Here is a 12,075-nt window from a genome sequence, read left to right on the forward strand (position 1 = left end):
GATTGAAAGGAAATCGTTATGAATACGGGTACCGTCAAGTGGTTCAACAGCACCAAGGGTTTTGGTTTCATTCAGCCGGATAACGGCGGCCAGGACGTTTTCGTCCACATCTCCGCAGTGGAGCGCGCAGGCCTCCGCTCGCTGAATGATGGTCAGAAGATCAGCTACGAAATCGTCCAGGACAAGCGTTCGGGCAAGAGCTCCGCTGACAACCTGCGGGCTGAATAAGTTTGTTATTGCGCCGCGCGACCACGGATGTACTGGCGCGCAGGGTGCAATGACTGTGGAAGGTCGGGCTTCATCTCCCGGCCTTTTGTTTTTTCCGGAATAGTCGTAATGCCATGGCCGGCATCCCTTTTCGCCCGCCCCGGGTGATCCTGGGTCAAGCCGATACCGACTGGACCCACGAGATAGCGGCCTCACCGCATTAGGAGATTTTTTTGCAGGTATTAGTCAGAGACAACAATGTCGATCAAGCCCTTCGCGTTCTGAAGAAGAAGATGCAGCGCGAAGGCATTTTTCGCGAGATGAAGGCGCGCAGCGCCTACGAGAAGCCGTCTGAAAAGCGCGCCCGTGAAAAGGCTGACGCCATTCGGCGCTCGCGCAAGCTCGCGCGGAAGCAGGCCCAGCGCGAAGGACTGCTGCCGGCACCAAAGAAGAAGGTTATCGCGCGCGGCCGTTAAGGCTCCGATCGATTGCCGCGGTCGAATGGGGATGTGCAGCCGCACACCCCGCCGCTTCGCGATATCCCGACCGGGATCGCCAGGGAGGACGATATGACAGCGACCAAGGACCAGTTCTTCAAGCCTGGCAAGATGTCCGCACAGGCCAAGGCCGAGCAGACCAACTCTGTGGTGCGGGATATTCTCGACGCAGAGGTGTCCGCACGGGACAAGAAGACGGAAAAGCTGCGCGCTCTCCGCCTTGCCCAGCAGGAAGAGGATGCTGCGAGGAAACTCGCCGAACCTGCCCAGAAGAAGCGAAGCCGCGCATCCGCGACCAAATAGCACTGGCTGTTTGGCGAGGCCGTTCTGGCCTTAATCCAGGCATTTTATCTTGCATTTGAACCATTTCGGGCCTTCTGCGTTATGAGCCCAAGGCCGATTGCGTAAGGGCGCTCCCTTTGCAGTCCATGGGTGTCATGTCATTCGAGACACTCGCCGCCTTTCCTTCTCGGCAACAGGACGCCGGGTTGCGGGAGGGTAGGGTTTGCATGTGAGGACAGAATGCTTCAGGACAATACTTCGTCGACAATGGTGCTCGCTTCGGATGACCTCGAGCTCTTGCAGAAATTTCTCGAGGCGTGGTGCGAGGAAAACGATGTCGACCCTAATAGCGACCAAGCGCGGTTCATAGCCTCGGGGCTTTTCAACTGGTACCAGTTCGAACTTGCCGATCGCGCGCTGATGAAGACGGAACCTCCGGAAGAGCTTCCGGAATCAACCGAACTGAAGCAATTGCTGCGTCAGCTTGCGGCCGCCTGATAAGGCGTCCCTTGGTCGTTATCCCCTTGTTATTGGCAGGTTATCAGCGACATTTTCGTCGCTTGTTCCGCGAGCGATTGCCCTGACTTAGATACTTCCCCTATCAGTGCTTCTGCCTACTGCCCTTTGTGAGGGGCTGCAGGTTTTAAGTGATAAGCATGCATGAGGAAGTACCGTTTTGAATAATGCATCATCAAAGAAAATCAGCCCGCTTGTCGGCGGGATTGTTGCTGCTGTCGTCATCTTCGGGGCAGCTCAGCTCTTCTACACCATTCGCGGCCCGGTCTATGCCGATCCCAGCAGTGATCCCGGCACGGTCACGGTTCGCCCTATCGTCAAGGACGATGGCGTGAAGAACATGACCACGTCGGTTGTCATCGCGCTGGCCGGTGGCGTCATCGTCGCCCGCGCGCTCCGTCGTCGCAACGCCCAGGCCTGAGCCTGACCAATATAAGCTGAAATTTGAAGGCTGGCCGCGCCTGCGGCCAGCCTCGGTTCTTTTAAAGTCCGTGCTGACTATGCCGCCTGCGGGATGCGGGCGATGACCTTGATCTCGAAATCGAAACCGGCGAGCCAGTTCACGCCGATGGCCGTCCAGTTCGTATAGGGCTTTTCGCCAAGCATCTTCATGCGCACGGCCTGGACCGTATCGAACTGGTTCTGCGGATCGGTGTGGAACGACGTCACATCGATGATGTCGCTGAAATCGGCGCCGGCTGCCTTCAGCACGGCGGCGAGGTTGTTGATGGCGAGTTCCACCTGCTTTTCGAAATCCGGTTCCGGCGTGCCGTCCTCGCGGCTGCCGACCTGGCCGGAAACGAACAACAGGTCGCCGGAGCGGACCGCCGCCGAATAGCGGTTGGTCTCGTAGAGATCCTGGCGGCCGGCGGGGAATACAACGTCACGTTTGGTCATGTTTCTGCTCCTGTCTGACCGGGAGGACATTTCTTCTCGATGCCCTGCCCTTCACGTTTTGAAGCGAGCTTGATATACGCTTCGTATGTAGACATATAGTTAGCATACGTCGCGTATGTCAATGCACATACCGAGCGTATGTTACCCAGGAGATTGATGATGGTTGCCAGAAAGCGCTCCGAAATGATGGAGGAAACGCGCGCCAAGCTCATGCAGGCGGCGCGCAAATCCTTCGCGGAAAAGGGCTATGCGGCGTCGTCCATGGATGATTTCACCGCTGCGGCCGGCCTGACGCGCGGCGCTCTCTATCATAATTTCGGCGACAAGAAGGGCCTGCTGCAGGCGGTAATCGACCAGATCGATGCCGAGATGCTGGCCCGCATGCGTTCAGCGGCAAAGGCCAAGGGCGGAAGCCTGTGGGAGATCTTCGTTGCCGAGGGTGTCGCCTATATCGAGATGGCGATCGAGCCTGAAATCCAGCGGATCGTCATGCTCGACGGCCCCGCAGTGCTCGGTGATCCGTCGCAGTGGCCGAACCAGAATGCCTGCCTGCGCACCACCACCGAGACCATCAAGGCATTGATCGAGGAAGGCACGGTGAAGCCGGTCGATGCCGAGGCTGCCGCAAGGCTGATCAACGGCGCGGCCCTCAATGCCGCACTATGGATTGCTGCTGCCGAAGATCCGCAGGATGTGCTGGCCAAGGTGGTAGACGCTTTCCAGCAGCTGGCGAGCGGCCTGCTGCGGGACGATCGGTGAAGCAGTGGACGGCAAGGTGGTGGCAGGCGGGTCTCCATCTTGCCTTTTCGTGAGACCTGAGCGATAGCGGGCGATCAATTTCAGGTGAAATCCCGTGTTCCTCTCCGAAGCGCTGGCCATTGGCTCGGCTGTCTGCATTGCCTTGAGCTCGATGTTGATCAACGAGCTGAATGGCCGCGTGCCGCTGATGCGGCTGGCCCGCTGGCAGCTCACATCCGCATTCATTCTGACCGCTCTGGCCGCCACGATCGTCGGCGGCTGGTCGACGCTCGGCTGGTGGCAGATGGAGGCGTTGATCGGCTCCAGCCTTGCGGGGATCGTCATCGCCTCCACCACCTATTTCGCCGCGATCTATGTTGCCGGGCCGCGTGTGACCGCCCTGCTCTTCTCGCTCGCATCACCTTTCGCATTGCTGTTCGGCTATCTCGCCTTCGGCGAGACGATCACCGGGCTGCAGGGGCTTGGTGTCGTCCTGATCCTTGTCGGCATTGTCATCGCGATCGGCGTGCGTCGCCGACGCCCGCCGCCGATGATCCCGCTGGCTGACGGTGAGCCGATCGAGTCACCCGCCCCACCGGCGCAGGCTCCGTCATTGATCGGCATCATGCTCGGTGTCGTCACCGCCTTGGGACAGGCGCTCGGAAGCCTGCTCGCTCGACCGGCCATGGCCTCCGGCGTCGAGCCGTTCACCGCCATGGCCGTGCGCTCCGGCTTTGCGGTGATCATCTTCTGGGCGATCCTTGCTCTGCCGGCGCTTCGCCGGGATACCGCGCCTTTCGCCCGGCGGGATCTCGGACTTGCCGTCACCGCCGCCTTCTTCGGCACGGCGCTGGGCATGTCGCTCCTGATGGCGGCGCTGGCAATCGGCAATGTCGGCATCGTCTCGACCCTGTCTTCGATGACGCCGATCGTCATCCTGCCCATGGTCTGGCTGAAGAGCAGACAGATGCCCAGGGCGTCGGCCTGGGGCGGTGCGGCGCTCGCAATCGTCGGCACCGCGCTGATCAGCCTGAAGTAAGCGCGATCAAAATCACGTCAGGTGGTTGAGATGATTGGCGGTTTCGGACATGTGGGATGCCAACGTCCCTTCCGCTGGTAGTCCCCCCGTGTTTCATCTCGTCAAAGCCCTGCTCTGCCTCTATGTCGTCACCCGCTTCATCCTGCCGCTGCCCTGGCCGAAATGGCTGAAGGGGCTGATCGCGGTCGTGCTGATGGTGGTGTTCCAGCACAGCCTGATCAGCCTTCTCGTCTTCGGCACGATGTTCTCGCCGGAGGTGCCGCGTGTGGTGATGATCGCGGTCAACTGGATGGCAGGCTCCGTGCTGCTGTTGGCTGCCTTCCAGCTGGTCGCCGACGTCATCATGCTCGCGGTTGCCGCCGTGAGGCGTCGCCGCGTATGGATGCCTGCGAAATTGCGTTACGGCATCGGCGCGGTCGCGCTGTCGCTTGCAGCCTTCGCCGTCAGCCAGGCGATCCGCGTGCCGCCGGTCAAGGAGGTAGAGATCCGGGTGCGTGACCTGCCGCGCGAGTTCGATGGCTACCGCATGATCCAGTTGACCGATCTGCACATCAGCCGCCTCTTCCAGGCGCCCTGGGTCGAGGAGACGGTAGCCAAGGCCAATGCCCAGAAAGCCGATCTAATCGTCATTACCGGCGACCTGATCGACGGCGATCTCCAGGCCCGCGCCCGCGATGTCGCTCCGCTCGCAAAGCTCACCGCAGCAGACGGCGTCTATACGATCCCGGGCAATCACGAATATTATTTCGGCCATGACGGCTGGATGGCGCAGTACCAGGCGCTCGGCCTCAGGACGATCTCGAACGGCCATGTCGTCCTGCAGCGCGGCGATGCGAAGCTGACGCTTGCCGGCGTCAATGACCTGGCCGCGACCCGCTTCGGCCTGGAGGCTCCGGATATCGGCAAGGCACTGGCCGGGGCGCCGCCTGAGGCCCCCGTCATCCTCCTGAACCATCAGCCGCGCGAGGCGCGGGCCATGGCTGCGGCCGGAGCCGACCTGCAGCTTTCCGGCCATACCCATGGCGGCATGATCAAGGGCTTCGACAGGCTCGTCGCACGCTTCAACAACGGCTTTGTATCCGGCCTCTACGATGTCGATGGAATGCAGCTCTACGTCAACAACGGGACGGCGCTGTGGATCGGCTTCGCCTTGAGGCTCGGCGTCCCCTCGGAGCTGACGGTGATCACGCTGAGGTCCGCCGACACGCAGTAGTGAGGGTCGAAAGTGTGCGGCCTTGACGGCGCCGGTCTCGACATTCCGTCAGGACTAACTAACTATTCAGGTATCGTCGTGAGGGAAATGAGCTGCGACGCTGAGAGATATCTTACGCTCTCGCTCACAAAGGCTGGAATGAGCATGAGTGAAACCGCAGAGCGTACCAGACAGATCATCGCGGAATATCTGGATGTCGATCCGGCCGAAGTAACCGGCGAGTCATCCTTTGCAGAGGATTTTGATCTGGATTCCCTGGCGAAGATGGAACTCGTCATAGCCTTCGAGGAGGCGTTCTCCATCGAGGTCGGCGACGACGCGCTGGATTCGATCCTCACGGTCCAGGATGCCATCAGCGTCATCGAAGCCGCCAGATCCGAACTTCCCACCCTCACGACGTGACGTCCTCTTCGTCTTGATCTCAGCCAAGGAAAGCGATCACCTCACCGGCGATGCGCGGCCGGGGAACCTGCGCGGCCGTTGGCAGTTCGGTGGGAAGGAGGAGATCGTCATGCACAGCACACCCAGACGAAATCACGATCTGGCATTCTATATCGGCCTCAACGCCGCGCTCGTGATCCTGATCGCCTCGGCCGTCTTCCTCATCTGGCCGCTCTGACAGGGCGCAGACGTTCGCGATAGCATATCCCGAACCCGCCCCACCTCAAGCGAAGACTACCTGACTGGAGTTATCCCTGACCGGTGACGCCGAGCGCCTCGGCGGAAATCCAGAACACCGCGTCCTGCGATTCAGCTGTTTCCAGCCAGAAAAAGTCCAGATGCGGGAATTCCTCTTCCAGAATTTCGCGGCCCGAGCCGATCTCGCAGATCATCCCGCCTTCCGGGTTCAGATGGTCCCCTGCCTCGGCAAGGATCTTGCGAACGAGATCGAGACCATCCTCTCCGCCGTCATGCGCCATCGCCGGCTCCGCCCGGTGCTCGGGAGGGAACCCGTCCATCGAGGCGTGGTCCACATAGGGAGGGTTGGTGATGATGAGGTCGTAGGTCTTGCCCTTCAGCGGTCCGAACAGATCGCCGCGATAGAGCGAGACCTGCTCGTCGACCTGATGGTCGGTGACGTTGATCTTCGCGACTTCCAGCGCATCGGCGGACAGGTCGACGGCATCGATTACCGCATTGGGGAAGAATTTTGCCGCCAGCACCGCGAGGCAGCCGGAACCGGTGCAGATATCGACGGCACTTTCCACCGCGAAGGGGTCGGGCAGATAGGCCGAGCCCTGCTCGCCGAGATATTCTGAAAACAGGATTTCGCCAATATGGGAGCGCGGGACGATAACCCGCTCGTCCACATGGAAGCGCACGCCCTGGATATAGGCGTGGCCGGTAATGTAGGAGGTCGGCTTGCGCGTCGTCACGCGTGTCTCGATCCGCTCTGCAAGCAGCTTGCGCTCGCTCGGCAGCAGGCGTGCGTCCAGGAAGGGATCGAGCGCATCGATCGGCAGGTTGAGCGTGTCGAGCAGCAGGAAGGCCGCATCGTCGCCCGCCGTGGTCGTCCCGTGGCCGAAGCTGAGCTCTGCCTGGTTGAAGCAGGAGATCGCATAGCGCCAGTAATCGCGCAGCGTCACGAGTTCGCGGATGATGTCGTCCTGGCTCAACTTGTTCTCACCTTCGTCGCCGCTTGCGGCATGGTCCTGTCTGTCCGCCGAAGCATATTTGGGCTGGACGGCCCTGCCTTTAGAATGGCAAGGGCGAACGGGTCAACCGATACCGAAGCCAGCCGCCATCATCAACAGGCTTCATCGGAGCATGAGGGAAGAGCGATGAAGGATAAAAGCAGGAGCCGTGGCCCGTTGGGCCGGCAGAAGGCGCAGGACGCGCCGGGAGGCAAGCGCGCCACCCTGCCCCGTGCGCTCTCGAAGCTCGGCTTTTGCTCCCGCACACAGGCGGAGGAGCTGATCCGCGCCGGTCGCGTGACCGTCGCTGGCCGTGTCGTGAAGGATATCGAAGCCTGGGTCGATCTCGAGGGCGCCGGGATCGCCGTCGACGGCACGCCAGTGCAGGCCGAAGAGCCGATCTATCTCATGCTCAACAAGCCGCGTGGCCTCGTCACCACCCGCCACGACCCGGAAGGGCGACCTACGGTATTCGATTGTCTCAAGGGCTTCGATCATGCGCATCTCTCTCCGGTCGGGCGATTGGACAAGGCAAGCGAAGGCCTACTGCTCTTCACCAATGACACGCAGTTCGCCAATGCGCTGATGGACCCTCAGACGCATGTCGCGAAAACCTATCATGTTCAGGCCGACAGCATCGTCGACGAGGACGCCATGCAGGCGCTGGTGCGCGGCGTGTCGCATGACGGCGAGATGCTGGCGGCGAAAAAGGCGAGCAGGCTGCGCGAGGGGGAAAAGAATTCCTGGCTTGAGATCGAGCTCGACGAGGGCAAGAACCGCCAGATCCGCCGCATGCTGGAAGTGCTGGATATCGCGACCCTGCGGCTCGTGCGCGTTGCCATCGGCAATCTCGTGCTTGGCGACCTGGAAAAAGGTGCCGTACGGCCACTGACCGCGGACGAACTCGACGATCTGCGCCGCCTGTCAACCCGCGGGCGCTGAGACGCGTCTCCGTCTGGAGACATCGCATCCGAGGTCGCGAGGTCGGTTGTCGCGTTGGGGTGCCCTAGCCTCTCTTGCGCAAAGGCGGCGTCTGCCGGAGGCCGGACAGGATTTCGACCTCCTTGGCACTCTGCGGTTTTCCGAGCAGAAAGCCCTGCAACTGTTCGATCCCGTCCTCGATGACCATCCGCTGCTGGCTGAAGGTCTCGATCCCTTCCGCCACGACCGGTAGTTCCAGGCTCTTGCCGAGGCCGATGATGGCGCGCACGATCGCCCTCGCGCTGTCATTTTCCTCCATCGAGTTGATGAAGCTGCGATCGATCTTGATCTTGTCGAACGGGAAGCTATGCAGGTTGCTGAGCGACGAGTAGCCCGTGCCGAAATCGTCCATGACGACATGGACGCCGAGCGCCTTCAGCCGCAGCAAGATGGCGAGTGTCTTGTCGCGATCCTTCAGCAGCGAGGTTTCGGTGATCTCGAGTTCGAGGCGATGCGGTTCCAGGCCGCTTTCGGCGAGCGCAGACGTCACCACTTCGACGAGGTTCGGGAAGCGGAACTGCACCGCAGAGACGTTGACGGCGACGGCGAGACCGTTGTCCCACTGGCTGGCCGTTCGGCAGGCCTCCCGCAGAGCCCATTCGCCGAGCGTGACGATGATGCCCGTCTCTTCGGCGACGCCGATGAAGACCGCCGGCGAAACCTTGCCCAGTTCCGGGTGGGTCCAGCGCATTAGCGCCTCATAGCCGGTGCAGGCGCCCTCGGTGGTATCGAAGAGCGGCTGGAAGACGAGGCTGAGCTGCTGGCGCAGCACGGCATGGCGCAGTTCGCTCTCGATCATCCGGCGCTCGCGCAGCTCCGCGTCCATCGCGGCCGAATAGAAGGCGGCGGTGCCCCGGCCGGAGAACTTTGCGTTATAGAGCGCCATGTCGGCGGCATTGCGCAGGTCATGCGCCGTCTCTCCGTCCTCCGGATAGATCGCCACGCCGATGCTGACGCCGACCGCCTTAGGATCCAGTGTGACGTTCATTTCCTGACGGAACGTGTCGAGGATGCGTTCCGCCAGCATGCTGGCGCCCATCGGCTGGTCGAGACCCGTCTGGAGAATGATGAATTCATCGCCGCCGATGCGGGCCGGCGTATCCGCCGAACCGACGCAACGACGCAGGTTATCGGCGACATCGACAAGCACCCGGTCGCCTTCCGCATGGCCGAAGACATCGTTGACCACCTTGAAGCGGTCGAGGTCGAGCGCCAGCACGGCGCAACGCTCCTTGGTCCTGGCCGCATCCTTCAGGGCAGTTTCCAGCCGTTCGCTGAACAGTGTCCGGTTGGGCAGGTCGGTCAGCGCGTCATGGCGTGCCATATGGGCGACGCGACGCTCTGCGATGCGCTTCTCGGTAAGATCGCGCACGGCAAGCACTTGGCAGGCACGGCCGCGATATTCGATCGTATGAACCGCAACTTCGAGAAAGACTTCGCGATGCGCCTTGAGCGGAACCGCCTCGACGGCACCCGTTCTCTGGTCTGCGAGCGACAGGCCGTCGGCGGCGACCAGAAGGTGATCCGGACTGCGGCCGACAACATCCCTGTCCTGAAGGCCGATCATTTCGGCAAAGCGGCCATTGGCCTCGATGATGACGCCTTCGCGCACGACCGCGAGGCCTTCAAGCGTCGCATCGGCAAAGCCACGCAGGTCAGTCAGGTAACGGTCGACGAAGCTTGCGGCGACGGTGGTCAGGATGATGACGCTCATGACGATGGAGATCGCGCCGATAAGCCATGTCCTGCCGCTACCGTCGAGCGATGCTGCCGGCAGAGATGGATCCGGAACGAGCTCCGTCGCCGACATTGCGGTGAAATGCAGGATGCAGATGGCCAGCACGCCGGCAAGCACCGCGGATGTAAGAGCCGCCTTGCCGCGGCGGTGCATCGAAAGGCGGAAGGCGAAGGTGAAGAGTGCGAAAGACAGGAGAGCGCCGGCGGGAATGGCACCCAGCTCGTAATGGGTCGTGGCGGCGGCACGGATTGCCGCTGTCCCGGTGAAATGCATGGCCGCGACGGTCGTGGTCGCCATCAGCCCCGCCAGGACATCGCTCGCAATCGTTCCCTTCTCCGCAATCTTCAGGCTGGCCCAAAAGCCGACCGCTGAAATCCAGGCGGAGACGATCGTGATCAGCAGATCGAACTCGATCGCCACCGTTCCCTGATACGCCAGCATCGCGACGAAATGGGTCGCCCAGACGGAGAGCCCGCCGGTGATCGCGGCAATGACCAGCCAGACGCGTCGTCGCTGCTGGCTGCACTCGACGGCGCGTCGATGGATGAGGAAAAAGGCGAACATTCCGATGATGCATATGACCGCGGCCAGCGCGACAACGCTTCGATCATGCTGGATGGCAACGCATTCGAGAACCTTGAACATACGAGCTACCAATTCACGCGGTGATTGATTTCACCGACTTCTGCGAAAAGCAGCTTAAATTCCTGTATTTAAGAAAGCAATAATATATGAAGGACGATCGAACTCCGCCGTGGCGCAGGTTTCAGGCCGTCGCCTTAATCGTGTTCCGGTCGAGATCGACAGCCGCAAAGGCCGCCGAAATGATCTCGACACCCGCCCCCGGACGGGTCGCTTCGGACGAGAGGATCTGGCGGAAGCGGCGAGCTCCGGCAAATCCCTGAAACAGGCCAACCATGTGACGGGTGACATGATGCAGGCGTCCGCCGGAGGCGATAACACCTTCCGCGTATTCGATCATGGTGTCGCGCAGTGCCAGCCAGTCGAAATCGCTCGCGTCCACGCTGGCAGCTCCCCTGCCCGAAAGCATCGCATCGACGCCGGTCAGCAGGCCGGTATTCTGGTAGGCTGCACGGCCGAGCATGACGCCATCCATCACCGCAAGGTGACCTTGGGCCTGCTCGAGATCCGAAATGCCGCCGTTGATGCCGAGGAACACGTTCGGGTTCTCGCGTTTCATGCGATGGACAAGATCATAGTCGAGCGGAGGAATTTCGCGGTTTTCCTTGGGCGACAGCCCCTGCAGCCAGGCCTTTCGCGCATGGATCCAGATTGCATCGGCCCCCGCCCCGATCATCCGGGCGAGAAAATCCGGCAGCACGTCCGCCGGCTCCTGGTCATCGACGCCGATGCGGCATTTGACCGTCACCGGGGCGGAGGAAACCTTCTTCATCGCGGCAATCAGATCGGCCACATGCCCGGGATCCCGCATCAGACAGGCACCGAACGTGCCCGATTGCACCCGGTCCGATGGGCAGCCGACATTCAGCCCGATCTCATCATAGCCATAGTCAGACGCGATGCGGATCGCCTCGGAGAGTTTGCCCGCGTCCGAGCCACCGAGCTGGAGCGCGACCGGATGTTCGGCGGGAGAGAAAGACAACAACCGCTCGCGCGGCCCGTGGATGATGGCATCCGCCACCACCATCTCGGTATAGAGCAGCGCACGGGAAGACAGCTGCCGGTGCAGAAAACGGCAGTGACGGTCGGTCCAGTCGATCATCGGTGCGACCGCAAAGATCTTTTCGCCGGATTTTAGCGCTGTCTCATAGAAATTCAATTCATTCGCTCCGCATCGGCGTTGCAGCATGTCAGGGACGTTCAGCCTCAAGACGCCGATGATGATGGATTGCTTCAGCAGGGGCCTTGGGCGCTCGACGTTGACGCGGTTCTATACAGTGCAAACCGTCGAAAAGGAAGGCTGCGAGCGCAGCGCGGCATTCTTCACGCCATTCGCATCCGGGCGCCGGAACTCCATCGCGCTTCTGCCGTTAATCACCCGCATCCTACATAATCAAGGAACCCCCATGGCACGCGATATTTCCGCCGAGATCGACCGTCTTACCAGCCAGCTCGCAGACCTTCGTTCCGCACTCGCCAAGCAGGTCAGCGCCTCTTCTGACGAGGCGTCGCGGTATGTCGTCCCGCGTGCCCGGCAGGTGGCTAAACATTTCCAGCATGGCAGCAGCGATCTGGCGAGCGTCGTGCGCCGCAATCCCCAGGCGACCACGGGCGCCATCGTTGGTGCACTTGCGCTCACTGCTGCGGTGGCCTTCATTCTCTCGCGGTCAAGCTCAGACCACAGCTGACAG

At 61.5% G+C, this 12,075-nt stretch carries 15 protein-coding genes; 11 read left to right on the top strand and 4 right to left on the bottom strand.

Annotated features, from left to right (window positions below):
- Positions 1-18 precede the first annotated feature (18 nt).
- The 5 genes from BM216_RS16080 (at position 19) to BM216_RS16100 (ending at position 1,923) form a co-directional block, all read left to right on the top strand.
- Positions 19-228 carry a cold-shock protein gene (locus BM216_RS16080; RefSeq protein WP_093000220.1) on the top strand — a complete coding sequence of 70 codons (210 nt, stop codon included), beginning with the start codon at positions 19-21 and terminating at the stop codon, positions 226-228.
- Positions 229-440: 212 nt separating this feature from the next.
- Entirely contained in the window at positions 441-683 is a 243-nt protein-coding gene (gene rpsU, locus BM216_RS16085) for a 30S ribosomal protein S21 (protein ID WP_093000221.1), read from the top strand.
- Between the two features lie 93 nt (positions 684-776).
- Positions 777-1,007, top strand: a complete 231-nt coding sequence (locus BM216_RS16090) for a hypothetical protein (RefSeq protein WP_093000222.1) — start codon at positions 777-779, stop codon at positions 1,005-1,007.
- A gap of 219 nt (positions 1,008-1,226) precedes the next feature.
- Positions 1,227-1,484, top strand: a complete 258-nt coding sequence (locus tag BM216_RS16095; protein ID WP_093000223.1) for a hypothetical protein — start codon at positions 1,227-1,229, stop codon at positions 1,482-1,484.
- 178 nt (positions 1,485-1,662) lie between these two features.
- Positions 1,663-1,923, top strand: a complete 261-nt coding sequence (locus BM216_RS16100; RefSeq protein WP_093000224.1) for a hypothetical protein — start codon at positions 1,663-1,665, stop codon at positions 1,921-1,923.
- 77 nt (positions 1,924-2,000) lie between these two features.
- Here the strand turns inward: BM216_RS16100 and BM216_RS16105 are convergent, their stop codons facing one another.
- Entirely contained in the window at positions 2,001-2,399 is a 399-nt protein-coding gene (locus BM216_RS16105) for a RidA family protein (protein ID WP_093000225.1), read from the bottom strand.
- A gap of 159 nt (positions 2,400-2,558) precedes the next feature.
- On the opposite strand from BM216_RS16105, the gene BM216_RS16110 reads away from it, so the two are divergent.
- The 4 genes from BM216_RS16110 to BM216_RS16125 all read left to right on the top strand — a co-directional run bounded on the left by BM216_RS16110 (position 2,559) and on the right by BM216_RS16125 (position 5,791).
- Positions 2,559-3,158, top strand: coding sequence for a TetR/AcrR family transcriptional regulator (locus BM216_RS16110; protein WP_093000226.1), 600 nt, complete (start codon positions 2,559-2,561; stop codon positions 3,156-3,158).
- Positions 3,159-3,252: 94 nt separating this feature from the next.
- Positions 3,253-4,176: a DMT family transporter gene (locus BM216_RS16115; protein ID WP_093000227.1), complete on the top strand. Its 924-nt coding sequence runs from the start codon at positions 3,253-3,255 to the stop codon at positions 4,174-4,176.
- Positions 4,177-4,264: 88 nt separating this feature from the next.
- The gene (locus tag BM216_RS16120) at positions 4,265-5,389 is read left to right on the top strand and encodes a metallophosphoesterase (protein WP_093000228.1); all 1,125 of its coding nucleotides are present in this window, start codon (positions 4,265-4,267) and stop codon (positions 5,387-5,389) included.
- A gap of 144 nt (positions 5,390-5,533) precedes the next feature.
- Positions 5,534-5,791 carry an acyl carrier protein gene (locus tag BM216_RS16125; RefSeq protein ID WP_093000456.1) on the top strand — a complete coding sequence of 86 codons (258 nt, stop codon included), beginning with the start codon at positions 5,534-5,536 and terminating at the stop codon, positions 5,789-5,791.
- 287 nt (positions 5,792-6,078) lie between these two features.
- Here BM216_RS16125 and prmB read toward each other — a convergent pair whose 3' ends face one another.
- Positions 6,079-7,005 (bottom strand): 50S ribosomal protein L3 N(5)-glutamine methyltransferase, encoded by a 927-nt coding sequence (gene prmB, locus BM216_RS16135; protein WP_093000230.1) that lies wholly within the window; start codon positions 7,003-7,005, stop codon positions 6,079-6,081.
- Between the two features lie 165 nt (positions 7,006-7,170).
- Here prmB and BM216_RS16140 point away from each other — a divergent pair, with 165 nt between their 5' ends.
- The gene (locus BM216_RS16140) at positions 7,171-7,965 is read left to right on the top strand and encodes a pseudouridine synthase (RefSeq protein WP_093000231.1); all 795 of its coding nucleotides are present in this window, start codon (positions 7,171-7,173) and stop codon (positions 7,963-7,965) included.
- Between the two features lie 64 nt (positions 7,966-8,029).
- Here the strand turns inward: BM216_RS16140 and BM216_RS16145 are convergent, their stop codons facing one another.
- Together BM216_RS16145 and dusA are read right to left on the bottom strand one after the other, a co-directional pair.
- Positions 8,030-10,387, bottom strand: coding sequence for a bifunctional diguanylate cyclase/phosphodiesterase (locus tag BM216_RS16145; RefSeq protein WP_093000232.1), 2,358 nt, complete (start codon positions 10,385-10,387; stop codon positions 8,030-8,032).
- Between the two features lie 121 nt (positions 10,388-10,508).
- Positions 10,509-11,543, bottom strand: a complete 1,035-nt coding sequence (gene dusA, locus BM216_RS16150) for a tRNA dihydrouridine(20/20a) synthase DusA (protein WP_280141684.1) — start codon at positions 11,541-11,543, stop codon at positions 10,509-10,511.
- 28 nt (positions 11,544-11,571) lie between these two features.
- Here dusA and BM216_RS16155 point away from each other — a divergent pair, with 28 nt between their 5' ends.
- Positions 11,572-12,072 carry a hypothetical protein gene (locus BM216_RS16155; protein WP_093000234.1) on the top strand — a complete coding sequence of 167 codons (501 nt, stop codon included), beginning with the start codon at positions 11,572-11,574 and terminating at the stop codon, positions 12,070-12,072.
- Positions 12,073-12,075: the final 3 nt, after the last annotated feature.

The sequence above is a fragment of the Rhizobium sp. NFR07 genome (assembly GCF_900111905.1).
Taxonomy (GTDB): Bacteria; Pseudomonadota; Alphaproteobacteria; order Rhizobiales; family Rhizobiaceae; genus Neorhizobium.

Bases quoted from the DNA above. Each gene is read 5' to 3' on its own strand.
- BM216_RS16125 (WP_093000456.1), top strand. From the start codon at position 5,534: ATGAGTGAAACCGCAGAGCGTACCAGACAGATCATCGCGGAATATCTG.
- BM216_RS16140 (WP_093000231.1), top strand. From the start codon at position 7,171: ATGAAGGATAAAAGCAGGAGCCGTGGCCCGTTGGGCCGGCAGAAGGCG.
- BM216_RS16110 (WP_093000226.1), top strand. From the start codon at position 2,559: ATGGTTGCCAGAAAGCGCTCCGAAATGATGGAGGAAACGCGCGCCAAG.
- BM216_RS16095 (WP_093000223.1), top strand. From the start codon at position 1,227: ATGCTTCAGGACAATACTTCGTCGACAATGGTGCTCGCTTCGGATGAC.
- BM216_RS16105 (WP_093000225.1), bottom strand. From the start codon at position 2,399: ATGACCAAACGTGACGTTGTATTCCCCGCCGGCCGCCAGGATCTCTAC.
- BM216_RS16080 (WP_093000220.1), top strand. From the start codon at position 19: ATGAATACGGGTACCGTCAAGTGGTTCAACAGCACCAAGGGTTTTGGT.
- BM216_RS16145 (WP_093000232.1), bottom strand. From the start codon at position 10,387: ATGTTCAAGGTTCTCGAATGCGTTGCCATCCAGCATGATCGAAGCGTT.
- BM216_RS16090 (WP_093000222.1), top strand. From the start codon at position 777: ATGACAGCGACCAAGGACCAGTTCTTCAAGCCTGGCAAGATGTCCGCA.
- BM216_RS16155 (WP_093000234.1), top strand. From the start codon at position 11,572: ATGTCAGGGACGTTCAGCCTCAAGACGCCGATGATGATGGATTGCTTC.